Raw genomic sequence first — 24,768 nt, forward strand, 5'->3', positions numbered from 1 at the left:
GGCCGTTTTTTGTTGGGAGATGCCTCGTGGTGCCGGTCAATCGCCCGGACGGTTGGCCCGCACGCGGCGCGCCACTTCACTGGTGATCGCGATCACTGCGGTCAGCGCCGCCATCGAGAGGAACTGCAGGCGGGTGTGCGCTTCGGACAGCAGCAGGCCGAAGATCAGCGCCAGCACGCCCAGGCCGAGCACGGTCAGGTAGGGATAGCCGGCCATGCGGAACGGCAGGCGGGTGCCATCACGGTTGGCGCGGTGGCGCAGGATCAACTGCGACAGCAACGAGATCGTCCACACCAGCAGGCAGGTCGAGCCAACGATGTTGAGCAGCACCGGCAGCACCCGCTCCGGGAACAGCAGTTCCATCACCGTGGCCGCAAAGCCGAACAGCACGCTGGCCAGCACCGCGATGATGGGGACCTGGCGCGGATCGGTCCACCCGAGCACGGCCGGCGCTTCGCGGCGCTGCGCCAGCGAGAACATCATGCGCGAGGCGCCATACAGATTGGCATTGAGCGCGGACAGCAGCGCGATCACCGCGATCAGGGTGATGGCGGTGGCCGCACCGGGAATCCTGGCCACCTCCAGCACCGCGGCGAACGGCGACTTGAGCAGCTCGCTGGTCCACGGCACCACGGCGATGATCACGCTCAGCGAGCCGATGTAGAACACCAGGATGCGCCAGGCCACGGTGCGGATCGCGCGCGCGATGCTGCGCTCGGGGTCTTCGGTTTCCGCTGCGGCCACCGCCACGATCTCGGTGCCTCCGAAGGCGAACACCACCACCAGCAGGGCCGCGCCGACGCCGGCCAGCCCCGTGGGCGCAAAGCCACCGTGCGCGGTGAAATTGCTCAGGCCCGGCGACGTCACATCGGGCAGCCAGCCCAGCAGCAGCGCCGCGCCGATCAGGATGAAGGCCACGATCGCCACCACTTTGAGGATCGCGAACCAGAACTCGAACTCGCCGAAGTTCTTCACCCCCAGCAGGTTGATCGCGGTGAAAAACACCATGAAGGCCAGCGCCGCCATCGGCACCGAAATCACTGGCCACACCGTGGCCAGCAGGCCCGCCGCGCCAACCGCCTCGGCGGCGATCACGATCACCAGCTGCACCCACCACAACCAGCCCACCGTGGCGCCGGCGGTGGCGCCCATCGCATCGGCGGCGTACACCGAGAACGCGCCGCTGGTCGGCTTGGCCGCCGCCATTTCGCCCAGCGCGTTCATCACGATGATCACCAGCGCGCCGGCGACCAGGTAGGACAGCAGTACTGCCGGCCCGGCGGCCTGCACGCCCACGCCGGAGCCGAGGAACAGACCCGCGCCGATCGCGCTGCCCAAGCCCATCATGATCAGCTGGCGGGGTTTGAGCGCGTGGCCCAGGCGGGCGTTGGCGGGAGAAGCGGCAGGAGCCGGAGTCGGAGATGCGGGCATCGGGATCGCTTGGCGGGCAACGAGTGCGACACGATACCGCGTCCGGCGGCATGACGGGATAGGCCGGAAGGCCGGGTCGGCCGGGGCCGCGCTCAGGCCTCGGCGCGTTCGCCGATCTGGGCGCGGTAGCCACGCGGCGATACCCCGACCTCGGCCTTGAACTTGCGCGTGAACGCGCTCTGGTCGGTGAAGCCACAGGCCTGGCCGATGCTGGCGATGGTGTCCGGACCATGCAGCAGATGGACCGCCATCTGGATGCGCAGGCGGGTCAGCACCTGCTGCGGGGTCATCTGGAACACTTTGCGGAAGGTCCGCTCCAGCTTGGACAGCGAGAACCCGGTGATGTCCAGCAGCGTCTGCATGCGTACATTCTCGGCGTAGTGCGCGTTCAGATGCGCCAGCGCCAGGCGCAGCTGCTCGTACTGGGTGCCCAGGCTGTCCTTCTGGCCCAGGTCGCGCGAAATCCCGATCAGCCCCTGCACCTGGCCCTCGACCAGCAGCGGGCGCTTGCAGGTCAGGCACCAGCCCGGCTCGCGGTTGGCGAACAGGTGCAGTTCCATCAGGTTCTCGATCACCTTGCCGGCCAGCACCTGCGCGTCCTGGGAGGCGTAGTCGGCGCCCAGCCCGGTCGGGTAGATTTCCGCGGCGGTCCGGCCGATCACCTCCTTGCGCGACTTCAGGCCCAGCCGGCGCAGCATCGTCTGGTTGATGTGCGTGTAGCGGCCCTGGCGGTCCTTCATGAAGAACAACACGTCCGGGATCGCGTCGAAGAGGGCTTCGATGTCGGCGGGTTCAACGCGCATGGCACGGCAGGCTGGGAAGGAACACGCGCCAAGGATACCCGTCGCGTGAAGCGCAGGTGCATGCTGCCGGCCATTTTCGCACCGCTGGTTAACGCCCGGGTTGCCAGTGTGAGGTGTTGCCACCCCGCCAGCCCGGAGAGCCCTCATGGCCACCAGCAAGCCCCGCAAGCCCGCCCCTGCCTCCACCGACGCGCGCGGTACAGGCGACGAACTCCACCAGCGCGCGGGGGGCGGCCATCCCCAGTTGACCACCGCGCAGGGCATCCCGGTGGCCGACAACCAGAATTCCCTGCGCGCCACGCCGCGCGGGCCGACGCTGCTGGAAGACTTCATCCTGCGCGAGAAGATCACCCACTTCGACCACGAGCGCATTCCCGAACGCATCGTGCACGCCCGCGGCAGTGCGGCCCACGGCTACTTCGAGCTGACCCGCTCGCTGGGCGACTACACGCGCGCACGGGTGTTGAGCGAGGTCGGTGTGCGCACCCCCGTGTTCACCCGCTTCTCCACCGTGGCCGGTGGCGCCGGCTCGGTGGATACGCCGCGCGACGTACGCGGTTTCGCGGTCAAGTTCTACACCCGCGAAGGCAATTGGGACCTGGTCGGCAACAATATCCCGGTGTTCTTCATCCAGGATGCGATCAAGTTCCCCGACCTGATCCATGCGGTGAAGATGGAACCGGATCGCGCCTTTCCCCAGGCAGCGAGCGCGCACGACACGTTCTGGGATTTCATCTCGCTGATGCCCGAATCGATGCACATGGTCATGTGGGCCATGAGCGACCGTGCCATTCCACGCTCGCTGCGCATGATCGAGGGCTTCGGCATCCACAGCTTCCGCCTGCTCAACGACGCCGGCGAATCCACCTTCGTCAAATTCCACTGGCGTCCCAAGCTGGGACTGCAGTCCACCGTGTGGGACGAAGCCGTGAAGCTGCAGGGCGCGGACAACGACTTCCACCGGCGCGACCTGTTCGAGTCGATCAGCGCCGGCGACTTCCCCGAGTGGGAACTGGCCGTGCAGCTGTTCACCGAGGAGGAGGCCGATGCGTTCCCGTTCGACCACCTGGACCCGACCAAGATCATTCCCGAATCGCTGGTACCGTTGACGGTGGTCGGCCGGATGGTGCTGGACCGTTGGCCGGACAACTTCTTCGCCGAAACCGAGCAGGTGGCGTACTGCCCGGCAAACGTACCGCCGGGGATCGATTTCAGCAACGATCCGCTGCTGCAGGGTCGCCTGTTCTCCTACCTGGATACGCAGCTGAGCCGGCTGGGTGGGCCGAACTTCCACCAGATTCCGATCAACACCCCCAAATGCCCCTTTGCCAACCACCAGCGCGACGGGCATATGCAGATGGACGTGCCCAAAGGCCGGGTGGCGTACGAGCCGAGCTCGCTGCAGGACGACAGCCCGCGCGAAAGCGCCGACGGGTTCCCCAGCCACGCCACCGCGCCCGACGATGGCCGCAAGGGCCGCGTGCGAGCCGAGAGCTTTGCCGACCATTACAGCCAGGCTCGGATGTTCTTCCGCAGCCTGGAGGCACCGGAGCAGGCACACCTGGCCTCGGCGCTGGTGTTCGAACTGTCCAAGGTGGAGACGGCGCGCATCCGCGAGCGCACGGTGAGCCACCTGCGCAACATCGATGAGGGCCTGGCCAAGCGGGTGGCAGCGGGCCTGGCGATGCCGGCCCTGCCCGACCCGGCCGCCACGGCGACGCCGGCGCAGGACCTTCCCGCGGCGCCGGAAGTGCGCGTGATCGGCCGGACCCGGGACACCCTCAAGGGACGCTGCATCGGCATCCTGTTCGATGCCGGATCGGATGCCGGAGTAATCAATGCCCTGCGCAAGGCAGCGGCCAAGGCCGGGGCCAGCGTCAAACTGGTCGCCCCCAAGATCGGCGGCGGCGCGCTCAGCGATGGCAAGGTGCAGCCGGCCGATGGCCAGCTCGCCGGCACGCCCTCGGTGGTGTTCGACGCCGTGGCGGTGGTGCTCAGCGCCGACGCGGCCAAGCGACTGACCAGGGAATCGGCGGCCATCGACTTCGTGGCCGACGCCTGGGCCCACCTGAAAGCCATCGCCGCCGATGAAGGGGCCCAGGCGCTGTTGAAGGCCGCGCGCGTGGGCAACGATGCCGGCGTGGTCGAAGCCGAAGATGCGGCCGGCTTCATCGCCGTTGCCGCTACCCGCCAGTGGGCGCGCGAACCCAAGGTGCGCACGCTGGCCTAGCGCGGGATGTCGCTGCGACGGCGGGGTGCCGTCGTCGCAGCACGGATCACCGCGGTGCGGGCAGTGCCTTGTTGTTGCACGCCAGCCCGCCGGCCGACAGCGCTTCGATGCGCAGGCAGCCCTGCAGTCGTTCGATCTGCTCCGGGGCCACGGCCACGAAGTCCATGCCGTTGAAGTACACGCACCAGCGGGTGCCGCACTCGAGCAGCATGGCGTCCTGCGCGGGGTGCGGCGGCGTTTTCAGATGGACCAGGGTGAACGCCCGCTGCTGGTTGTCCGGCGCGCTCCACAGGCGATAGCGCTGGTCGGTCTGCCGGGCCAGCTGCGTGCCTGCCACGTGGCCCCATATCGGAGCCAGCACCAGCACCACCCAGCCGACGAGCAGCAGACCGAACCACCTGACGCGGCGATCCAGCGTATCTGTAACGACCATCACCCGGCCGAACTCACGCCGGCTCAGCCAGCGTTCGCCGCGGACCTCACGCCGCAGCCTGCGCCGCGCAATCCGCAGCCGCGCCCGCTGGCGACGCAGCCAGGGCTGGCGGCGGACCCGCACCAGCCAAGCAACGCAAATGAGGGTGCCGATGCCGAGGACCACTCCCAGCACCGCGGCGACAACCAGCAGCACCGGCAAGGGCATCGACAGGCCGGTATCCGGAAGCAGCTTCATGCTCTCGGCGGCCGTATACCAGACCACCTCGAACCCGCGATACACCAGCGCTTCGACGCCGCGATCCACCAGACCGTCGCCAAGCCCCAGGCCAGCCCAGTACGCCGCCTCGCAGGTGCGCCCCAGCAGATACGCGGCCGGCAGCAGCACCACCAGCACCTTGCCCAGTCCATCCAGCCACCCCCACAACGGCGGCCGTGAACGACGCCACCCTGGCGCGCTCATCGCGCCGCAGGCGCCGGTTTGGGCGCGGCAACGGCCTTGGGCGCCACCACGGCCGCCTGCAGGCGCTTGATCGCCGAGATCGGCACGGCCTCCGCGCGATGCTGCTGCGGCCACCACAGGAACACGAACGCGCTGCTGCTGCCGAGCAGGCGTGCGTCACCCTGCAGCGGTGCCACGTCGCCAGTGAGATGGACGGTCACCCTGTTGCCCTGCCCTTCGGTGCGGATGCCTTCGGCCTTGTCCAGCGAATAAATCGCCGCGCCCAGCGCCATGAACAATGCGACGGCCATGCACAGTCCGGTGAGCGGGCGCACGCCGGAGATGTCCCAACTGGTCAGCGGCGAACGCGAAAACAGCAGGCGCCAGCCCCAATGGCGCGCGCGCAGCGCGTCCACCTTCGCCGGGTTGCGCCGACGCAGGGTGTCCGGCCAGCCCACCACAATGGCCAGCGCGATGCCGCCCCCGAGGATCGCGGCGTAGGCGGGATCACGCAGCCCGGCCACCAGGAAATCGCTGATCTGCAGGTAGTCGAGGATCGACAGCTCGAAGCGCAGGTAGAAGAAATAGCTCGACCACAGGCCGAGCAGCGACAGCAGCACGTAACCGGCGCTGACGATCAAGGCCGGTTCCTGCCGCAGCAGCCGCCACAGCACCATGACCACCGAGTCCTCGCTGCCCCGTACCACGGGCAGCACCGACCAGTCGGTGGATGCCCCCTCCCCTGGCGCGGCACCGGGGTGTCCGCCCGATGGCGCGATCGCCGGCACGTTGTCCTCGGTGCGGCCTTGATCCCTGTTGTCCATGTTGCCCCCTGTCCTGCGCAGAGCATCGCTGAAAAGCCCTGCCGTGGGTAGCCTGCGCTACGCCGCGAGGTGGTGCTCGATGGCCGCCTGCAGATCCAGGTCGGTCAAGGCCGTCGCGGCGACGAATCCCGCGTTGGCCACCGCCTGCGTCCCGCGGCGATGGCCGTCGTGGTAGCGCAGCTGCGCTCCGCCACACTGCGGGCAACGCAGGCCGTGCACCAGCGGCTGGCCCCCGATCGGGTCGGCCAGCGCGGCCAGCACCGGCCAGAACCGTGCGTCCGCGCCGGCCGGCAACAGGGCCGCCACGCGCTGTGGCACCGGGTCGAACGCACTGGCCACCACGACGTGATGGCCGTCGGCACTGCACAGGAGTGCCTCGCCATAAGCATGGTCACCCAGCGCCGGATGCGCGAACACGTGTCCACAGAGGGCGCAGCCGCCCTCCAGCAGCGCAAGCGTCCGCATCCGGATCAGCCCACCGGTGCCGCGATGTGGTGCGGTGTGTGCATGGGCTGGTAAACCAGACCCGATGCCGTGGCGACGTCGCCCGCACAGACGAAGCCATAGCGGGCATAGGCAGGCACCGAGGGCAGCGACGCGCTGACCGTGATCAACGGCGCACGCGCATGCGTCAACAGCGCCGTCATCAATGCACGACCGACACCGCGCTGCTGGCAGTCCGGCGCCACGAACAGCATCGCCACGTGCCGCCCTTCCTTGAGCTCGGCCACGCCACGCACCTTGCCCTCGTCGACCGCGACCAGGATGACGTTGTCGCCCTGCAGGCGTGCGGTGAATGCCTCGGCCGAAGCGACCCCACCGAACGTGGCGACACCCTGCGCAGACAGCGATGGCGCGACGGCGATGTTAAACGCCTGCAGGCAGATGGCGCTGGCGGCGTGGACGTCGTCGGGCGTCATGGGGCGGATGATCATGCACAGCCTGGCGCGGTGGCGGAGCCTGCCACGGTACTGGAACCGGGTGGCGAAAGGGAACTCCGCCAGCCGTTCCGCCGTGCGGTCAACACACTGCTTGCGCGACACCGTCCTGCGGTGCCGCGCATGCACGCCCGTCGGATCAGGCGACCCGGCGCATCGGTGCGAGGCTGCCCGTGTCCAGCTTGAACACCGCCACCGCGTCGGTGAGGGTGCTGGCCTGCTGTTCCAGCGAACGGCTGGCCGCGGTGGCTTCTTCGACCAGCGCGGCATTCTGCTGCGTCACCTGGTCCATCTGCACCACCACCTGGTTGACCTGTTCGATACCGGCCGCCTGTTCCTTGGTGGCGGCGGCGATGTCGCTCATCAACTGATTGGTGCGCGAGCTGGCCTGGGTCAGGCGGGTGATCGCCGCTTCGGATTCCACGGTGACGCTCAGGCCGGTCTTGACCTTGGCGCTGGCGTCGTCGATCAGGTCCTTGATCTCCTTGGCGGCGACGCCGGCACGCTGGGCCAGGGTGCGTACTTCGCTGGCCACCACGGCGAAACCGCGGCCGTTTTCGCCGGCGCGGGCCGCTTCCACTGCCGCGTTCAGGGCCAGGATGTTGGTCTGGAAGGCGATGCCGTCGATCACCGAGGAGATCTCGGAGATGCGTGCGGACGACTGGTCGATCTCGCCCATCACCGCCGCCATCTGCGCGATGGCCTGCTCGGTGGCCTTCACCGCCGCGCCGGCGGCGTGCGCCTCGTGGTCGGCCTGGCTGGCAAGCTCGGCATTCTGGCGCACGGTGGAGGTCAGCTCCTCCATCGAGGCGGCCGCCTCTTCCAGATTGGCGGCCTGCTGCTCGGTGCGGCGCGACAGGTCGTTGTGGCCGGCAGCCAGTTCCTGGGCGGCATCGTTGATGCTGCCCGCCGCGAGCTGGATCTTGCCTACGATGCCGGTCAGCTGCGCGGCAGTAACGTTGGCATCGTCGCGCATCTGCGCGAACACGCCTTCGTAGTGGCCGTCCATGCGCGAGGTCAGATCGCCGACGGAGATCGCGCGCAGCACAGCCGAGAGATCGGCGATGCTGGCCTGCGAACTGGCCATCATGCCGTTGAGGTTGGCCACCATTGCGCGGAACTGGAACTGGAAGGCCGCCTCATTGCCGCGCACCGAGAAATCGCCCGCGCTGGCGGCCTGGGCCAGCAGGTCGATCTCGGCATTGATCGCTTCCAGGCTGTGCTTGACCGTGGCCATCGTGCGGGTCAGTACCGCCTTCTCGCCGGGGTAGCTGTCGAGGTCGCGGCTCAGGTCGCCGATCGCATAGCGTTGCATCACCTCGACCATGTGGAACTCGACCGCCACGTGCGAGGCAACCAGTTCGTTGGTGGCATGCACCATGCGCCCGTAGTCGCCGGGGAACGCCGCTTCGTCCATGCGGTAGCTGATCGCACCGGCCTCGTGCTGACCCGCCATGTCGAGCTGCGCGGTGATCGCCGCCTGCACGTTGTGGCGCACGCTGGCCATCGCCTCGCCCAGCTGGGTCAGTTCGTCGCGGCCGTCCAGGCGGAAGTCCTGGTCCAGCTCGCCCCTGGCCATGCGCTCGGCCAGGCCCACTGCCCGGGCCAGCGGGCCGGTCAGGCTGCGCCCGATCAGCACGGAGGCCGCAATGCCGACCAGCAGCGCCACACCGCCGAGCACCAGCAGTTGCAGCAGGGTGCGCTCACCCAGCCGGATCGCCTCGCCGGCGGCCTCGCGGCTCTGGGTTTCTTCGTAGGCCACGCCATTGGCCAGGGCCTTGTTCCAGCCGTTGGCTGCATCCTGCACCGCGCCAAGCGTCAACGCGACGGCGGCCGGGAAGTCGCCCTGCTGCATCAGCTCGCTGGTCTGCTTGTTCAATGGACGGGCGGTGGCGCGCCGGGCGGCGATCTCCTCGCCGATCTGCTTGCCCTCGGCATCGCCCGGCAGCGCCTGGTAGGCGGTCCAACTGGTTTCGTAGCGCTTGACCAGGTCGGCGATGCGGGCCTCGTCGGCCTCGCGCGCTTCACCCTGGCGGATCAGCATTTCACGGCGCACGACCATCATCTGGTTGTTCGCGTCGAGCATGTCCGACAGCAGCCGGACCTTGGCCACGCTGACCTCGGCCACGTCCTGCATCGCGCGCTTCTGCACCACGCTGCCGGTGGCGCCGGTAGCCACGACGGCGGCCACCAGCAGCAACAACAGGCCAAAGCCCATACCTAGACGCCAGACGACGCTGACGTTCCTCAAGAAATCCATGATATCGATCCAAACCGGGGGGAGTGCCCGGTTATCGGCGCTGACCGGCGCGTTCTTGACCGGCGAGCGCCGGCCGGGATGGGTCCGATTCACCTTGACCCACGAAAAAGCCCCGCTTGCGCGGGGCTCTTTCATTGGGGCCGTGTCAGCCACCCGGCCGGGCGCCGGGCATGGCCCGGGACCGGCGGTCCGCTCAGGCGAACGGGTCCTGCAGGACCATCGTGTGGTCACGATCCGGGCCGGTGGAGACGATGCTGATCGGGCAACCGGCCAGCTCTTCCAGCGCGCGCAGGTACGCACGGGCCGCCGGCGGCAGGTCGTCCCAGTTGGTGATGCCGTGGGTGTTCTCGGTCCAGCCCGGGAACTCCAGGTACACCGGGGTGCACTCTTCCCAGCCCTGGGCGTCCAGCGGCGCGTACTCGGTGCGCTTGCCGCGGTATTCGTACGCGATGCAGACCTTCAGCTTCTCCATGCCATCGAGCACGTCGAGCTTGGTGATGCACAGGCCGCTGATGCCGTTGATGGCCACGGCGCGCTTGAGCGCGACGATGTCCATCCAGCCGCAGCGACGCGGACGGCCGGTCGAGGCGCCGTACTCGGCACCACGGTCGCGGATGCCCTGGCCGATCTCATCGTCCAGCTCGGTCGGGAACGGGCCGCCGCCGACGCGGGTGGCGTAGGCCTTGGCGATGCCCAGCACGTAGTCGATCGCATCGGCACCCACGCCGGCACCGGCGAGTGCGCCGCCAACGGTGGTGTTGGAGCTGGTGACGTACGGGTAGGTGCCGTGGTCGATGTCCAGCAGCGCGCCCTGGGCGCCTTCGAACAGCACGCGCTTACCCTGCTTGCGCAGGTCGTGCAGGATGCCGGCGACGTCGGACTTCATCGGCTCGACGTACTCGCCGAAGGCCAGGGCTTCGTCGTAGGTCTTCTGGAAGTCGATCGCGTCGGTGTTGAGGTACTTGGTCAGCACGAAGTTGTGGTAGTCCAGCGCGGTGCGCAGGAGCTCTTCAAGCTGCTTGGGATAGTGCAGGTCGGCGATGCGGATGCCGCGACGCGCCACCTTGTCTTCGTATGCCGGGCCGATGCCGCGGCCGGTGGTGCCGATCGCCTTGCCGCCGGCAGCGCGTTCGCGCGCCTGGTCCAGGGCGATGTGATACGGCATGATCAGCGGCGCGGCCGGGGAGATCTTCAGGCGCGAACGCACTTCCACGCCGGAGGTTTCCAGCTCGGCGATTTCCTTCTGCAGCGCGGCCGGCGAGATCACCACACCGTTGCCGATCAGGCACAGTGCATCGGCACGCAGGATGCCCGACGGGATCAGGTGCAGGACGGTCTTCTTGCCGTTGATGACCAGGGTGTGGCCGGCATTGTGACCGCCCTGGAAGCGCACGACGGCGCCGATTTCCTCGGTGAGCAGATCGACGATCTTGCCTTTGCCTTCATCGCCCCACTGGGCACCAAGCACTACGACAGACTGACCCATGACGGGCTCCTCAATGTGTTGCGGCCATCGGGGCCGCGGACGGGTAGACCGTGGCGGGGCTGGCCAGCGCGGTGATGGCGGCTCCAAACGGGGAGCGGCCGGCGATGGAAGGCCCAGACACAGAAAAAGCCGAACGGGGAGGCCCGTCCGGCTTTTGTGCATTATCCGGGTTTCCGGGGTCCGGTGCCACCCCGGCGGCACGCGGCTTCACCGTCCGGTCAGGCCCGCCATCCGGGGGCCGGGCCGTCTCAATGCTTCAGCCACCACAGCGTGGTGAGGCCGGCCAGCAGGATCACCCCGCCCCAGGTCCGCAGGGCGCTGCTGCGCAGCATCAGCAGCTGCTCGGCCATGCGCTTCCAGGCACGGGGCGCGACGAACAGGAACAGGCCTTCGAACACGGCCACCAGGCACAGCGCCGAGAACAGGTCTTTCATGAAGAACTCCACACCATCACAAATGAAACGGGGACCCGGTCTGCACCGGGTCCCCGTGGGTTGCTGCCGTCTGCGGCCTCAGCGATCGCTCTTGAGGTACTGCAGGAACGGATCGTTCTTGTCGAGCACGATCACGCCATTGCCGTCGGTCATGGAGCCGCGGTAGGCCTCCAGGCTGCGGTAGAAGGCGTAGAACGACGGGTCGGCCGAACCGGCCTTGCCGTAGATGCGGGCGGCTTCGGCGTCACCGGCACCGCGCAGCTGCTGGGCATCGCGCTCGGCTTCGGCCACCAGCACGGTGCTGTCGCGGTCGGCCTGGGCACGGATGGTCAGCGACTGCTCCTCACCCTCGGCGCGCAGCTTGGCCGCTTCCTGCTTGCGCTGGGCGCGCATGCGCTCGTACACATCGTTGATCACCTGGCTGTCGGTGGGCAGGTCGATCTGCTTGATGCGCAGGTCGATGATTTCCATGCCCAGTTCCTTGACCGCCTTGTTGATGCCGGTCAACTGGTTGGCGATCAGTTCGCTGCGATCACCCGACACCAGCTGCTGCAGGGTGCGCGAGTTGATCTGGTTGCGCAGCGAGTCGGTGATGATCGGTGCCAGGCGCGCATTGGCCAGGGCGGCATCGCCACCGGTGGCGCGGTAGTAGTTGCGCACGTCGGAAATGCGGCCGATGGCGAAGAAGTCGACGCTGACGTCCTTCTGCTCGGCGGTGAAGTAACGCGCCGGCGCGGTGTCCAGCACCTGGAAGCGGCGGTCGAACACGCGTACCGATTCCACCAGCGGCACCTTGAAGTGCAGGCCCGGCTTGATGTCCGCACGGACCACCTTGCCCAGGTTCAACACCATCGCGGTCTGGTCCTCACGGACCACATACACCGACCCCAACAGGCCCAGCAGGGCGGCCACGGCCAACCCGATCCACAGTGAACTCTTCATCGGCTGGCTCCTTCACGACCGGTCGGTCGTCCGGTGGGTCGGGTGGTCGGGCGCTCGGCATCGCGCGCCCCATCCACCGGCGTGCTGGCCGGCAACGACGGCAGCATCACTTCCGGGGTCACCGCCGGGGCGGCACCGGCGGCACCGGCGCGGGCATCACCCGGCATCGGCACGTAGATCAGCTGGCGGCCATCGCCACCGATGATCTTGCGGTTCTGCGAGAGCACCTGCTCCACCGTTTCCAGCCACAGCCGCTTGCGGGTGACTTCCGGGGCGTCCTTGTACTGCACCTGCAGCAGGCTGAAGCGGTCGGCATCACCCTGCGCCTTGGACACCACCGCCTGCTTGTAGCCTTCGGCGGTGGTGCGGGCACGCGAGGCCTGGCCGCGCGCTTCGGGCACGACCTTGGCCGCATAGGCCTGGGCTTCGTTGATCAGGCGTTCCTTGACCTGCTGCGCGCCGTTGACCTCGTCGAACGCCGGCTTCACTTCTTCCGGCGGGCGCGCGTCGGGCAGGGTCAGCCCGGTCACGACCAGGCCGGTCTGGTAGGCCTTCAGCGCCGACTGCAGACGCTCTTCGGCGACCACGGCCAGCGGACCGCGGTTGTTCAGCACGGTATTGAGGTCGGCACGGCCCACCTGCTCGCGCACCGCGCTCTGCGCCGACTGCTCCAGCACCTGGTCGGCCGAGACCGAACCGAACAGGTACTTCTGCGGATCGGCGATGCGGTACTGCACGTTGACCGAGACGTTGACGATGTTCTCGTCACGGGTCAGCACCGGCACCTGGCTGCTGAAGGTCTTGATCTGGGTGGCATTGACCTTGGTCACCGATTCGATCGGCCACGGCAGCTTGAAGTTCGGGCCAGGCCCCAGGATCCGCGAGAACTGGCCGAAACGCAGCACCACGCCACGTTGCTGTTCGCCGATCAGCTGGAAACTGGAGAACAGCAGCAGCAGCACCACCGCTACCGCGACCCAGCGCAGGATGTTCCCATCGAACATCTCCTTCAGCGGTCCGGGCAATCCGCCCCAACCACCGCCATTGCCGCCGCCGCGCGGCTTGAACGGCCCGCGTCGATTATCGTCGGGGCCTTGTCCGCCCTTGTTGCCGCCGGGTGTATTCCAGGCCATGCACGCTCCATCAAGGTAAGGCTGCCTGCGGGCCACTCCCGCAACGTCAACCGGTGTATCTCATCCGATTCTACTAGATGGGGCTGACCGGCAGGATTGGAAGGGGGAAGGTGGCGCGGGATGCGATTCATGCAGCCTTGCACCGGCCCCGCCCCCGCTGCCAGCGGGTAAGGTGTGTGCCTCCCTTCCCCGCCAGGTCCCGGCCATGCTCCCTTCCGCCCCCTTCGACGCATTCCGCATCCACCAGGCCGCCGACGGCGGCCATCGGGCCGGGATGGAGCCGATCGGACTGGACGACCTGGCGCCCGGCGAGGTGGTGATCCGGGCCGGCTGGTCCTCGGTCAACTACAAGGATGCCCTGGCCGGCACCGGCACGGGGCGGATCCTGCGACGCTTTCCGCTGGTGGGCGGGATCGATGTGGCCGGCACGGTGGTCGCCTCCACCGACCCGGCCTGGCGCGAAGGCGATGCGGTGCTGGCCACCGGCTGCGGGCTGAGCGAGACCCGCGATGGCGGCTACAGCCAGTATGTCCGGCTGGCCTCCAGCGCGGTGATCGCCCAGCCGGCCGGGCTGACCCCGCGCGAGGCGATGATCCTGGGCACGGCCGGTTTCACTGCCGCGTTGGCGCTGCTGCGCATGCTCGACAACCGGCTGACGCCCGAACTGGGGCCGCTGGCGGTCACCGGCGCCACCGGCGGCGTGGGCTCGCTGGCGGTGGACATCTTCAGCCAGGCCGGATTCGAGGTGCATGCCATCAGCGGCAAGGCCGGGCAGGCCGACTACCTGCGCGGCCTGGGGGCGCGTGAGGTGCTGCCGCGCGAGGCGCTGGCCACCACCCGGCCGATGGAATCGGCGCGCTTCGGTGGCGGCCTGGACAACGCCGGCGGGCCGATGCTGGCCAGCCTGCTGGCGCAGACCGCGCCGTACGGCAGCGTGGTCAGTGCCGGACTCGCCGCCAGCCCTGCGCTGGACATGACGGTGATGCCCTTCATCATCCGCGGCGTGTCGCTGCTGGGCGTGTCGTCCTCCAGCGCGCCGCGGGTGCTGCGCGAGAAGGTGTGGGACAAGCTCGGCAGCGAGTGGCGGCCGCGCCACCTGGAGCGCATCTGCACCGGCGAAGTGGGCCTGGACGGCCTGCCTGGGGTGTTCGAACGGCTCCTGGCCGGCGGAGGGCACGGGCGTACGGTGGTACGAATCGACTGAGCGCGCCAGCCGGGCGACGGACGGTGCGCCGGATGCTTCACGCCGATGCGAGGCGCGCACTACACTGCGCGCATCACATGGGGAACAACATGGCACGCATTCTGATCGTCGACGATTCACCGTCGCAGCTGTTGGGGATACAGCGCATCGTCGAGAAGCTCGGTCACGAGATCCTGACCGCCACCGATGGTGCGGCCGGTGTGGAAGCGGCCAAGGCCGAACTGCCCGACCTGGTCCTGATGGACGTGGTGATGCCCAACCTCAACGGCTTCCAGGCGACCCGCACGCTGTCGCGCGATGCGGCCACCAAGCATATCCCGGTGATCCTGGTGACCACCAAGGACCAGGACACCGACCGCATGTGGGGCATGCGGCAGGGCGCCAAGGCCTACATCACCAAGCCGTTCTCCGAGGACGAGCTGTCCGAGGTGCTGGAGCGGGTGTTCAGCAGCCAGGAACCGCCGGCCCTTTGACCCGCGTGCCGACCTGCGGTCGGCACCCACCGGGCGTCGTTCAGATCTTCTCGCCGAAGGCCTTGGCCAGCGCCTTGTAGGCCTTTTTCTGCGCTTCTTCGGTCGGGGCCGGCGCGACGATCTCCAGTTCCACGATCTGGTCCCCGTCCGGCGTGCCGGGCAGGCCGCGGCCACGCAGGCGCAGCTTGCGCCCCGCATCCGAATCGGCCGGCACCTTCAGTTCCACCGCACCGCCCAGCGTCGGGACGCTGATGCTGGTGCCCAGTGCCGCCTGCCACGGCGTCACCTGCAGGGTGTAGAGCACGTTGCGTCCGTCCACCTCGAACTGCGGATGTTCGGCGTACTCCACTTCCAGCAGCAGGTTGCCACCGCCGTTGCCCTGCCCGGTCAGACGGATCACCTGGCCGGGACGGATGCCCTTGGGGACGCGCACGTCCAGCTGGCGGCCGTTGACGTTGATGCGCAGCGAGTCGCCGGCATAAGCCGCTTCCAGCGGCACGGAGAGTTTGGCGCGGGTGTCGCGCAGCGGCTGCGGGCCAGCGCCGGCGCCGGCGAAACCGCTGGAGCGCCCGCCACCGCCACCGCCGCGCTGGCGCGCGAACAGGCTTTCGAAGAAGTCGCTGAAGCCGCCACCGCCGGCGCCACCGCCGAACACCTCCTCGAAATCAAAGCCCTGGCCACCGCCATAGTTCGGCGGTGCGTGGAACTCCTCGCCCGGGCGATAGCCCTGCGCCTTGAGCTGGTCGTAGGCGGCACGCTTCTGCGGGTCGCGCAGGGCCTCATAGGCCTCGTTGACGGCCTTGAACTTCTCTTCCGCGCCGGCCTCCTTGCTGACGTCGGGGTGGTACTTGCGCGCCAGCCGCCGGTAGGCGGTCTTGATCTCCGCGTCGCCCGCGGTCGGTTCCACACCGAGCGTGGCGTAATAATCCTTGAATTCCATCCAGACACCTCGAATAAGTTCGGTCGCCCACGCAGGCGGGCACCGTCCGGCCAATTCTAGCGGTTGGCGACGCTTCCGCCCGTCACCCCCGGGCCCGCGGCTTGATCCTGCGCAATGCCAGCGCCATCGACGAGGGCCAGAATGGGGCTGGGCAGCGCGTTTTCAACGTTTTGACGCCGCCCTCCCATCGCCCGCCCTACCCTGCCGATGTACAAGGAGCCCGCATGACCATCCACGTAGGCGATCGCATCCCCGAAGTGACCCTCAAGCGCATCCGCGAGGGCATGGAGACCATCGACACCCACGCCCTGTTCGACGGGCGCAAGGCGGTGCTGTTTGCCGTGCCGGGGGCCTTCACGCCCACCTGCTCGGCCCGCCACCTGCCCGGCTACATCGAGCACTTCGCCGATTTCCGCCACCTCGGCATCGATGTGTTCTGCATGGCCGTCAACGACCCGTTCGTGATGAAGGCCTGGGGCGAAAGCCAACAGGTCCCCGATGGCCTGCAGATGCTGTCGGACGGCAACGGCGAATTCACCCGCGCCCTGGGTCTGGAGATGGACGCCAGCAGTTCCTGCATGGGCCTGCGCTCGCGCCGCTTCGCGCTGTACGTCGAAGACGGCGTCGTGCGCCAGACCTTCATCGAAGAACCCGGCACATTCGAGGTGTCCTCCGCGCAGTACGTGCTGGAGCACCTTTCCCGCTGAACCCACGCAACAGAGGAACCCGGCCAGCCATGTCAAAGCCAGCCAAGAATGCCCGCCCCGCCCCTTCTTCCGCCGCCGGCACCCGACGTCCGGCCGGCATCAGCGACACCGCCACCCTGCGTGCGCGTGCGCGAAAGGACATCGAAGATGGCGCCATCACCGACACCTACAGCGCCGACCGCAAGGCGGTGATCAAGCTGCTCAACGACGCCCTGGCCACCGAATATGTGTGCGTGCTGCGCTACTACCGCCACTACTTCATGGCCAAGGGCATGCTCGCCGATGCGGTGAAGGCCGAGTTCCTTGAACATGCCCAGCAGGAGCAGGCGCATGCCGGCAAGCTGGCCGAGCGCATCGTGCAGCTGGGCGGGGAACCGGACCTCAATCCGGACACGCTGACCGCGCGCTCGCACGCCGAGTACAAGGAAGGCACCGATCTGCGCGACATGGTCCGTGAGAACCTGATCGCCGAGCGCATCGCGATCGACAGCTATCGCGAGATGATCAACTTCGTCGGCGACAAGGACACCACGACCAAGCGCATCCTGGAAGAGATCCTGGCGCAGGAAGAGGAGCACGCTGACGAATTCGCCGACCTGCTGGAAGGCTGGATCGGCGAGTAGCACTGGCGGCCGGCCGGCGGCCGACCACCCACCTGCGCTGCGCTCAGCGCAGGATGCGGAAGCGCACCTGGGTCCAGGCGCCATCCGTGGCGAGTGCGGTCAGGGTGTGGTCGCCGACGTCGTCAAAATCCCGCTGGAACAGGCGCGCGCCTTCGGTGCGCGCGATCCAGCGGTCATCCAGCAGCCAGTCGATGCTGCCATCTGTCCCGAGCGCACGCAGCTGCAGGCGCACACCGTGCTCGGCGTTGGGTGCCCGTGCCAGCGTCGCACGGTCGTTGAGCCCTTCGATGTGCAGGCTGCCGCCGCTCTGCCGGCCGTCGTCGCGGCAGTCCGGGGACAGCGCGGGCAACTGCGCGGCGCGGCGCTGCGCCAACGGCAGCCACGGCGATACCAGCGCCGGCCAGCGGGCGATCTCGCGCGCTTCGGCCACATGCGGTGCGCTGCAGTCAGGCGACAGCCGCAGGCCGGTGCGCGCGTCCACCTCGAAGCGCTGCCGCCCGGGTTGCCAGAGCCGCGCATCACGCTCGGCAAACGTCGGCGGCACCACCCCGTCCAGCACGAACGCCTGCAGGCGACGCTGGCACAGGTCAGGCGGCGTACCGTCCGCCAGCTCACCGGTCGGCCAGCAGATGTCGTTGCGGGTCACGCTGGCCGGCATCGGCGCCGCGCTGGCATCGCCGCTCTGGCGCGGCAGGCTGTCGATCACTTCGAACATAAGCGGCAACGCGGTGACCGCGCCGTACTGGCCGGGCAGCGGGGTGCCGTCAGGCCGCCCGACCCACACGCCCACCGTGTAGTGCCGCGTGCTGCCAATCGCCCACGCGTCGCGGTAGCCGTAGCTGGTGCCGGTCTTCCAGGCCACGCGCGGCCGGCCGGTGACATCGAAGGTGCCGGTGCCGTAGCCGGGGCGCGGATTGGATTCAAGCACCTCGCGGGTGATCCACGCCGCGCCCGGCGACATCAGCCGCCGCTCGATCACCGCATCGTCGGCGGTGTAGCGCACCCGCCCGGCGATGCCATTGCGGTTGAATGCGGCGAACGCGCCCACCAGGTCTTCCAGCCGTGCGCCGGTGCCGCCCAGGATCAGCGACAGGTTCGGGCTGCTGCCGCGTGGAAAGCGCAGGGTGATGCCGGCATGCGACAGCCGCGCGGCAAAGCGCGCCGGCCCCACCCGGTCCAGCAGGTCCACGGCGGGCACGTTCAGTGACAGCCGCAGTGCGGTAGCCGAACTGACCGGGCCGTTGAAGGCGGCATCGAAGTTGCCCGGACGGTAGCCGCCGAAGCCCTGCGGCGCATCGACCATCAGGCTCTCGGAGTGGATCAGCCCATCGTCCAGCGCCATTCCGTACAGGAACGGTTTGAGCGTGGAGCCGGGCGAACGCCAGGCCGCCACCATGTCCACGTGGCCGAGCCGTTGTTTGTCGCCGAATGCCACCGAACCGACGTAGGCGCGCGCTTCGAGGGTGCGGTTGTCGACCACCAGCAATGCCGCCGAGGTGCGCTCGGGCAGCTGCGAGAAATAGGAGGACACGCGTTCTTCGAGCGTGCGCTGCAGGCCGATGTCCAGCGTGCTCTGGATCCGCGCCGCGCGCGGCTGCGCCGACCGCAGCCGCTGCGCGAGCAAGGCGGCGTGCAGCGGCGGCTGCAGCGCGCGGGTCACCACCGGCTCGATCCGCGCATCGTCCACCTCCTCACGCGACCACACGCCGAGGTCGGCCATGCGCGTGAGGACCTTGTCGCGTGCAGCCTGCGCCGCCTCGGGATGGCGGTCCGGCCGCAGCCGGCTGGGCGACTGCGGCAGCACCGCGAGCAGCGCCGCCTCGGCATGCGACAGCGCCGAGGCCGGCTTGCCCAGGTAGGCCCAGCTCGCCGCTTCGACGCCTTCGATGGTGCCGCCGTAAGGCGCGCGCTCCAGGTACAGCGCCAGGATCTGCGCCTTGCTCAGGTGCACCTCCAGCTGCACCGCGCGCAGCAGCTGCTTGGCCTTGCCCCACGGGGTACGGGTATGCGGGTCGAGGATGCGCGCCACCTGCATGGTGAGAGTGGAACCGCCGGAGACGATCCGGCGCTCGACCACCCATTGCCTGCCGGCGCGCAGCATCGCCCACGGGTTGACGCCGGGATGGCGCCAGAACCAGCGGTCCTCGTAACCGAGCAGCGCCTGCAGGTACAGCGGCGACACACTGTCGGCGGAGGCCGGATAGCGCCACACGCCTTCGGCGTCGGCGAAGGCACGCAGCGGCGTCCCGTCACGCGCGACCACCAGTGTGCTGGTATCGCGCTGGCGTGGCAGCGGCGGCGGGAACGCCAGGTCCAGCGCCAGCAGCAGTGCCAGCGCGCCCGCCGTGCCCCAGCGCAGCCACGGCCACAGCGGCCGCAACTGGCGGCGCAGACGGGAAAGGAAGGAAAAGGTCATGGCATCAACGACACGGACCGCCGGGCCGCCGCGCGGGCGGCGACCCGGCCAGTGGCTATGGCTGCACCACGGTCAGCGTGGTCGGGTTGCTGCGGCCCACGCCGCGCAGGTCGGGACGGTACATGTCCTCCACCAGCGGCGGCGGCACGCGGTAGGTGCCCGGGGTGACCGCACGCACCAGGTAGAACACCTTGGCCGTGCTGCCGCGCGAGAGTTTGAGCGCGGCCACATAGCGGTCATCGCGGAACTCCTCATGCTTGACGTTGGCCGCATCGCCGCGGTCGTTCACGCTCAGCCCGTCGACCACCACGTCGGCCCACTGCTTGGCATCGCCCAGGTTGAAGTTCTCGATCTCCAGGCCGGCCGGCAGCAGGTCGGTGAGCAGCGCGTCGGGCATGTCCACGTTCGGGGTCACGCTGACCCGCACGATCAGCGCCTCGCCCTCCTTCAGCGCACGCGGCGTCCACGGCTTGCCGTCGGTGGTGTACCAGCTGCGCTCCACGCCAAGCGTACGGCTGTCCGGCTCGGGCGGGTTGCGCGGGATGCCGGCCACTTCCAGGCTGGCGAACATCGGCGGCTCGCCCTGCGGGGTGAAGCGCACGCCCTTGGCCAGTGCGGCGTAGTCGACGCTGCGGCCGAACATGCGGCGCGCGGAGATGGCCTCGCTCTCACCGCCGATCGCCAGCTCACCGGACACCAGCTTCTTCTGGTTGGCCGCCAGCGCCTTGCCCATGCGCGCCAGCGCCACCTGTTCCTGCGTGCTCAGCCACATATAGCCGCTGTTGCGGCGTGCATCGAGCGCGCGGCCCAGGTCGATGGCCCGCGCGTCGTACGCCGGCTTGGACAGCTTGCGCTCGTGCAGCAGCGCGATCATCAGGGCGTCGTCGCGGACGGCACTGCCGTAGTCGCCGAAGTAGGCCGGACGGTCACCCGCGCTCTTGGCGAAGCCGGCCGCGATCGCGGCATCGCCGCGCTTGTGGTCACCCTGCAGCGACAGCGCGATGCCGAGGTGAACCAGCGACAGCCCGGTCAGCGACTTGCTGCGCTCGTTGTCATACAGCGCGCGCAGCGTGCCCAGCGGAGCGCGGTTGACGCGGGCCAGCACATAGCCCGAGTACGCCTGGTTGGCAAACTTCAGGTTCTCGCGGCGGTCCTCGCCGTAGAACTGGTTGCCGCCGGACAGCAGGTCCTCGCTGAGGCGGTTGAGCGCCTTCTGCAGCACCGTGTCCGGTACCGCAAAGCCCGCGTCTTTGGCATCCAGCAGGAACTCGGCGATGTACGGAGTGAGCCACGGATTGACGTACCCGTCGTCGCCCCACATCGAGAAGTTGCCGTTGGCCACCTGCATCGAGGCCAGCCGGCCGAACGCCCCTTCCATGCGCTCGCGGCGGGTCTTGGCATCCAGGCCATCGGCGCCGAGCATGGCCGAGGTGGCCTCATCCAGCATCAGTGCCGCATAGCCCTTGCTGGTGGTCTGCTCGGCACAGCCGTAGGGGTAGTTGAGTGCGCCGTTGAGCGCACTGGCGAACGGAATCGGCGGCAAGGCGCTGACCAGCATGCGCGCGGTCACCGAGTCGTTCATCAGGCCATCGGCCAGGCTGGCGTCCATGCTCACCGCCGCCAGCGGATCGAGCGTGCGGGTCTGCGCGCGCAGTACCTGCGGCCATGCGGCACGCACCGGCAGGTCGTAGCGACGATCCACCTTGAAACCGTTGCCGTCCACGCGCACCCGCACCTTGGCCACCGTATAGCCCTCGCGCGCGGTGAGCGGGAAGCTCAAGGTGCGCTTGGCATCGACGGCCAGGGTCAGCGCGCGGGTAGGCTCGCCCAGCGTCAGCGGCCCGATTCCATCGACCTGCACCTTGAACTCGCCCGGCTTGCCGGTGAAGTTCTGCACATCCAGGGTCACTGTACTGGTATCGCCGGGTGCGAGCACGCGCGGCATGCTGGCCTCGGCCAGGATCGGCGCGCGCACCACCGTTTCCATGTCGCGCTTGCCGTACTGGTCGTCCGAATACACCAGCGCGGAGATGCGCAGGGTGCCGTTGAAGTCCGGCACCTTCAGCGCAACCCGGGCAATACCCTTGGCATCGAGCTTCACCGGGCCGGAGAACAGGTCCACGGTCTGCACGCGCGCGGTGGGCCGCTTGGCCTGTGGCATCGCCGCCAGCGCCATGTCGCCGCCGAATTTCAGCTTGCCGCTGGCGCCGTCGAAGCTTTCGATCACACGGCTGTAGATGTCGTAAGCATCCACGCCCAGGCGGCGCTGCGCGAAGAAGTGCGCGGCGGCGTCGGGTACCGGGAAGCGGGTGATGTTGAGGATGCCCACATCCACCGCCGAAACGGTGACATGCGCGACCTTGCCGGCCAGCTGCGGAGCGCTCACGGTCACCGGCAGGGTCTGCTCGGGACGCATCTGCTTGGGCGCGGACAGGCCCACGGCGATCTGTCGGGCCTTGCGGTCCATCGGCACATGCACCACCCCCACCGCGCGGGCCGGGGTGATCTTGCTCGGCGCACTGCCGCCGCGGAACACCAGGGCGGTGATGTAGATGTCGTGGCGTTCCCATTCCGCCGTCACCGGGATGTCGAAGGTGCTGCCCGGCTTGGCATCGATGTCCTGCACGTAGAGCATCTTGTCGCTTTCCACCATCAGCACACCCTTGCCGGCGTGCGGCGGGGTGACGGTGACGCGCACGGTGTCACCGGCCTTGTAGGCGGTCTTGTCCAGGGCCAGTTTGACTTTGTCGGGACGTGCATCCAGACCACGGTTGTCGTCATTCCAGCTCCAGCCGGCACGGAACGGGTAGCGGCTGGTCAGGCCGGTGGCCGGATCGAACACGTCCAGCCGGTACTCGCCCCACTCCACCGGGAAATCGACCGTGGTGGCGGCCGTGCCGGCATCGAGGGTGCGGGTTTCCTTGTTCTCGAAGCGGCGGGTGAAGTCGTAGTCCCAGCGGTTGTCGTTGAAGCTCCAGTGGTAGTCGCGCAGCTCGCGCACCAGCGTGGCTTTCAGGCCCTTGGCCGGCTGTGCCTTGCCGGCCGCATCCACGCGCATCAGTTCGAAGCGCGCGTTGCTGTTGGCGTCGGCGCCGTCCTCGGGCTTGAACAACGGGCGCACGCCGACCAGTACCGGGGCCGGCCACATCACCCGCTTGAGGGTGCGGGTGACGGTGCGGCCACCGGTCTCGTACACGCTGCCGGACACCACCACGGCCACCGGGGCGGTCGCCTTGACCTCGGCCGGCAGCACCACGTCCTGGCGCAGTTTGCCGTCGGCCGGGAACTCGGTGTCGATCACATCGCGCGCTTCGCGCGGCAGTTCCATCGTCGGGTCGCCGAAGAAGTAGCCGGGCAGCGATTCCACCGGCGACTGTTCGGCGGCCACCGCCAGCCGCGCGGTGAAGCGGTTGCCGTCGGCCGGCGCGCCATACAGGTAGGCGGCGTCGGCCATCAGCTTGAGCGGTTCGCCCGGCTTGAGGGTCTTCTGCGCGCTGTCCAGGTCCAGCTTCATGCGCTCGGGCAGGAACTCCTCGATGCGCAGCGTCATGCCCTGGATGGCTTCCTTGCTGGCGGGGTTGGTGCGGAACTCCACCTGCCAGCGCCCGGTCGGCGCTTCGGCCGGAATGGTCTGTTCAAAGCTGATGTAGCCCTGCTCGCCCGGCTGCAGCCGGGTTTCGCGGAAGGTCTTGCCGTCCGGCTGCTTCAGCCGCAGGAACACCGGCTGGGCGGCCTTGCCCGGGCCGCCGACCGGCTTGCCGTCGTTGTCGCGCAGCAGCGCGGAAATGCGCACCGTCTCGCCGGGGCGGTAGAGGTCGCGGCCGGACCAGGCGAACACGTCGAACCAGGCGTTGTCGCGCCCGGCGACGGCGAACTCGCTCAGGTCCAGCGCCGGCTGGTTGAACGGCAGCATGGTGGTGTCGCCGCCGCTGCTGGCGATCAGCACGTGGCTGGCATCCAGCGTGTACTTCAGCAGCGCGTTGCCATTGCCGTCGGTCGCGCCCTTGAGCACCACCTCACCCTTGCCATCGAGCACGCGCAGTTCGATCTTCTTGAGCGACGCGCCGCTCTGCAGGGAGGCGGTATGGACGAACAGCGTGTCCTTGTAGGCACGCGTGTGCAGGCCGATGTCACTGACCGTGAAGAACGCGGTATCGAACTCGCTGTCGAACGAGCCGCTGCGCTTCATCACCGCAAAGTACAGACCCGGGGCCTGCAGTTCCTTGATGTCCTGGGTGGGCAGGTAGGTGAGCACCCGCTCGTTCTGCTTGCCGCCCAGCACGAAACGGTTCACGTACACCGGCTCGGCCAGCTTGGACATCGGGGTCTTGTCGCCGTATTCGCTGTCCAGTTCCCAGCTGCCTCGGCGGCCGCCGCGCTGGTACTGGCTGAAGAAGTTCGGCAGCTCTTTCTCGCGCACGCGCAGGAACTCGACGTCCACTTCCGGCACGTTCACCGACACCACCGGCAGGCCACGGCTGTCGCGCGCGGGCAGCACGCTGCCCTGCGAGGCGAAGCCGGCAGCCGGCGACAGTTCGCCGCTGAACACCTTCTGTCGCAGCTCCTTGCCGATCCGGCTGCCGTCGGCGGCGAGCAGGTCCGGCGAGACGATCACGGTGTACTCCTTGGCCGCCTCCACGAAGGGGTAGCGCAGGGTCTTGCCGTCATCGGACAGGGTCCAGCTGCTCTCGTCGGTGCCGACTTTCTCGGCAAAGCGGACCAGCGTGTCGAAGTCCTGGGTGCCGACCAGCGGGCGCGAGAACTCCAGCGCCAGCGACAGGCCGTCGCTCTTCTGGTCCGGGAAGGCGCGCACCAGGGTAAACCCGGCAACGGTCTCGGCCTTGGCCGCGATCGGCGCCCCGGAAGGGGCCGGCAGCTGGCCGCTGTCGTTGCGCTTGCAGCCCCCGACGCCCAGTACCAGGCCGGCGGCAAGCGCCAGACCCGCGATTCCCTTCCAGCCCCATTGCCCGACCCGACTGCGGCTAGCCATGACGTCACTCCTTGATCAAGGAGGCCATTATAGGCACCGAGCCTTGCGGTCAGGTTGCCG

19 protein-coding genes are annotated in these 24,768 nt (G+C 68.6%); 5 read left to right on the plus strand and 14 right to left on the minus strand.

Features of this window, described 5'->3' with window-relative positions:
• Positions 1-36 precede the first annotated feature (36 nt).
• Both GDJ08_RS07695 and GDJ08_RS07700 read right to left on the minus strand, forming a co-directional pair.
• Complete coding sequence (locus tag GDJ08_RS07695) at positions 37-1,431, minus strand: amino acid permease (RefSeq protein WP_017354832.1); 1,395 nt, start codon at positions 1,429-1,431, stop codon at positions 37-39.
• A gap of 92 nt (positions 1,432-1,523) precedes the next feature.
• The gene (locus GDJ08_RS07700; RefSeq protein ID WP_017354831.1) at positions 1,524-2,234 is read right to left on the minus strand and encodes an AraC family transcriptional regulator; all 711 of its coding nucleotides are present in this window, start codon (positions 2,232-2,234) and stop codon (positions 1,524-1,526) included.
• A 145-nt stretch (positions 2,235-2,379) separates the two neighbouring features.
• Here GDJ08_RS07700 and GDJ08_RS07705 point away from each other — a divergent pair, with 145 nt between their 5' ends.
• Positions 2,380-4,464 carry a catalase gene (locus GDJ08_RS07705; RefSeq protein ID WP_136003104.1) on the plus strand — a complete coding sequence of 695 codons (2,085 nt, stop codon included), beginning with the start codon at positions 2,380-2,382 and terminating at the stop codon, positions 4,462-4,464.
• Positions 4,465-4,510: 46 nt separating this feature from the next.
• On the opposite strand, the gene GDJ08_RS07710 is transcribed toward GDJ08_RS07705, so the two are convergent.
• From GDJ08_RS07710 to hflK, 9 genes are all read right to left on the minus strand, one after another.
• Positions 4,511-5,359: a hypothetical protein gene (locus GDJ08_RS07710; RefSeq protein WP_153164638.1), complete on the minus strand. Its 849-nt coding sequence runs from the start codon at positions 5,357-5,359 to the stop codon at positions 4,511-4,513.
• Entirely contained in the window at positions 5,356-6,162 is an 807-nt protein-coding gene (locus tag GDJ08_RS07715) for a hypothetical protein (RefSeq protein WP_136003102.1), read from the minus strand. The genes GDJ08_RS07710 and GDJ08_RS07715 overlap by 4 nt, the downstream gene beginning before the upstream one ends.
• Before the next feature lie 57 nt (positions 6,163-6,219).
• Entirely contained in the window at positions 6,220-6,627 is a 408-nt protein-coding gene (locus GDJ08_RS07720) for a hypothetical protein (protein WP_017354827.1), read from the minus strand.
• 5 nt (positions 6,628-6,632) lie between these two features.
• Complete coding sequence (locus GDJ08_RS07725; RefSeq protein ID WP_051008561.1) at positions 6,633-7,097, minus strand: GNAT family N-acetyltransferase; 465 nt, start codon at positions 7,095-7,097, stop codon at positions 6,633-6,635.
• A gap of 142 nt (positions 7,098-7,239) precedes the next feature.
• Positions 7,240-9,360, minus strand: coding sequence for a methyl-accepting chemotaxis protein (locus GDJ08_RS07730; protein ID WP_153164639.1), 2,121 nt, complete (start codon positions 9,358-9,360; stop codon positions 7,240-7,242).
• Between the two features lie 193 nt (positions 9,361-9,553).
• Entirely contained in the window at positions 9,554-10,846 is a 1,293-nt protein-coding gene (locus GDJ08_RS07735) for an adenylosuccinate synthase (protein ID WP_017354824.1), read from the minus strand.
• A 248-nt stretch (positions 10,847-11,094) separates the two neighbouring features.
• Complete coding sequence (locus tag GDJ08_RS07740; RefSeq protein ID WP_026070572.1) at positions 11,095-11,280, minus strand: DUF2065 domain-containing protein; 186 nt, start codon at positions 11,278-11,280, stop codon at positions 11,095-11,097.
• Between the two features lie 78 nt (positions 11,281-11,358).
• Positions 11,359-12,222, minus strand: coding sequence for a protease modulator HflC (gene hflC / locus GDJ08_RS07745; RefSeq protein WP_017354822.1), 864 nt, complete (start codon positions 12,220-12,222; stop codon positions 11,359-11,361).
• A complete protein-coding gene (hflK, locus tag GDJ08_RS07750) occupies positions 12,219-13,355 on the minus strand; it encodes an FtsH protease activity modulator HflK (protein ID WP_136003098.1) in 1,137 nt (378 codons plus the stop codon). Before hflK ends, hflC begins: the two co-directional genes overlap by 4 nt.
• Positions 13,356-13,560: 205 nt before the next feature.
• On the opposite strand from hflK, the gene GDJ08_RS07755 reads away from it, so the two are divergent.
• A complete protein-coding gene (locus GDJ08_RS07755) occupies positions 13,561-14,559 on the plus strand; it encodes a YhdH/YhfP family quinone oxidoreductase (RefSeq protein WP_153164640.1) in 999 nt (332 codons plus the stop codon).
• Positions 14,560-14,648: 89 nt separating this feature from the next.
• The gene (gene pilH / locus GDJ08_RS07760; protein ID WP_026070786.1) at positions 14,649-15,032 is read left to right on the plus strand and encodes a twitching motility response regulator PilH; all 384 of its coding nucleotides are present in this window, start codon (positions 14,649-14,651) and stop codon (positions 15,030-15,032) included.
• A gap of 40 nt (positions 15,033-15,072) precedes the next feature.
• Here the strand turns inward: pilH and GDJ08_RS07765 are convergent, their stop codons facing one another.
• Positions 15,073-15,972: a DnaJ C-terminal domain-containing protein gene (locus tag GDJ08_RS07765; RefSeq protein ID WP_136003096.1), complete on the minus strand. Its 900-nt coding sequence runs from the start codon at positions 15,970-15,972 to the stop codon at positions 15,073-15,075.
• Positions 15,973-16,196: 224 nt separating this feature from the next.
• Between GDJ08_RS07765 and GDJ08_RS07770 the strand changes: the two genes are divergently transcribed.
• Both GDJ08_RS07770 and GDJ08_RS07775 read left to right on the plus strand, forming a co-directional pair.
• Positions 16,197-16,679: a peroxiredoxin gene (locus tag GDJ08_RS07770; RefSeq protein ID WP_017356157.1), complete on the plus strand. Its 483-nt coding sequence runs from the start codon at positions 16,197-16,199 to the stop codon at positions 16,677-16,679.
• A 29-nt stretch (positions 16,680-16,708) separates the two neighbouring features.
• Positions 16,709-17,302, plus strand: coding sequence for a ferritin-like domain-containing protein (locus tag GDJ08_RS07775; protein ID WP_153164641.1), 594 nt, complete (start codon positions 16,709-16,711; stop codon positions 17,300-17,302).
• Positions 17,303-17,345: 43 nt separating this feature from the next.
• Here the strand turns inward: GDJ08_RS07775 and pbpC are convergent, their stop codons facing one another.
• Complete coding sequence (gene pbpC, locus GDJ08_RS07780) at positions 17,346-19,718, minus strand: penicillin-binding protein 1C (RefSeq protein ID WP_153164642.1); 2,373 nt, start codon at positions 19,716-19,718, stop codon at positions 17,346-17,348.
• A 55-nt stretch (positions 19,719-19,773) separates the two neighbouring features.
• A complete protein-coding gene (locus GDJ08_RS07785) occupies positions 19,774-24,708 on the minus strand; it encodes an alpha-2-macroglobulin family protein (protein ID WP_017355917.1) in 4,935 nt (1,644 codons plus the stop codon).
• Positions 24,709-24,768: the final 60 nt, after the last annotated feature.

The sequence above is a fragment of the Stenotrophomonas nematodicola genome (assembly GCF_009467805.1).
Taxonomy (GTDB): Bacteria; Pseudomonadota; Gammaproteobacteria; order Xanthomonadales; family Xanthomonadaceae; genus Stenotrophomonas; species Stenotrophomonas nematodicola.

Coding starts and splice junctions, on each gene's coding strand:
- GDJ08_RS07695 (WP_017354832.1), bottom strand. CDS start 1,431: ATGCCCGCATCTCCGACTCCGGCTCCTGCCGCTTCTCCCGCCAACGCC.
- GDJ08_RS07700 (WP_017354831.1), bottom strand. CDS start 2,234: ATGCGCGTTGAACCCGCCGACATCGAAGCCCTCTTCGACGCGATCCCG.
- GDJ08_RS07705 (WP_136003104.1), top strand. CDS start 2,380: ATGGCCACCAGCAAGCCCCGCAAGCCCGCCCCTGCCTCCACCGACGCG.
- GDJ08_RS07710 (WP_153164638.1), bottom strand. CDS start 5,359: ATGAGCGCGCCAGGGTGGCGTCGTTCACGGCCGCCGTTGTGGGGGTGG.
- GDJ08_RS07715 (WP_136003102.1), bottom strand. CDS start 6,162: ATGGACAACAGGGATCAAGGCCGCACCGAGGACAACGTGCCGGCGATC.
- GDJ08_RS07720 (WP_017354827.1), bottom strand. CDS start 6,627: ATGCGGACGCTTGCGCTGCTGGAGGGCGGCTGCGCCCTCTGTGGACAC.
- GDJ08_RS07725 (WP_051008561.1), bottom strand. CDS start 7,097: ATGATCATCCGCCCCATGACGCCCGACGACGTCCACGCCGCCAGCGCC.
- GDJ08_RS07730 (WP_153164639.1), bottom strand. CDS start 9,360: ATGGATTTCTTGAGGAACGTCAGCGTCGTCTGGCGTCTAGGTATGGGC.
- GDJ08_RS07735 (WP_017354824.1), bottom strand. CDS start 10,846: ATGGGTCAGTCTGTCGTAGTGCTTGGTGCCCAGTGGGGCGATGAAGGC.
- GDJ08_RS07740 (WP_026070572.1), bottom strand. CDS start 11,280: ATGAAAGACCTGTTCTCGGCGCTGTGCCTGGTGGCCGTGTTCGAAGGC.
- hflC (WP_017354822.1), bottom strand. CDS start 12,222: ATGAAGAGTTCACTGTGGATCGGGTTGGCCGTGGCCGCCCTGCTGGGC.
- hflK (WP_136003098.1), bottom strand. CDS start 13,355: ATGGCCTGGAATACACCCGGCGGCAACAAGGGCGGACAAGGCCCCGAC.
- GDJ08_RS07755 (WP_153164640.1), top strand. CDS start 13,561: ATGCTCCCTTCCGCCCCCTTCGACGCATTCCGCATCCACCAGGCCGCC.
- pilH (WP_026070786.1), top strand. CDS start 14,649: ATGGCACGCATTCTGATCGTCGACGATTCACCGTCGCAGCTGTTGGGG.
- GDJ08_RS07765 (WP_136003096.1), bottom strand. CDS start 15,972: ATGGAATTCAAGGATTATTACGCCACGCTCGGTGTGGAACCGACCGCG.
- GDJ08_RS07770 (WP_017356157.1), top strand. CDS start 16,197: ATGACCATCCACGTAGGCGATCGCATCCCCGAAGTGACCCTCAAGCGC.
- GDJ08_RS07775 (WP_153164641.1), top strand. CDS start 16,709: ATGTCAAAGCCAGCCAAGAATGCCCGCCCCGCCCCTTCTTCCGCCGCC.
- pbpC (WP_153164642.1), bottom strand. CDS start 19,718: ATGACCTTTTCCTTCCTTTCCCGTCTGCGCCGCCAGTTGCGGCCGCTG.
- GDJ08_RS07785 (WP_017355917.1), bottom strand. CDS start 24,708: ATGGCTAGCCGCAGTCGGGTCGGGCAATGGGGCTGGAAGGGAATCGCG.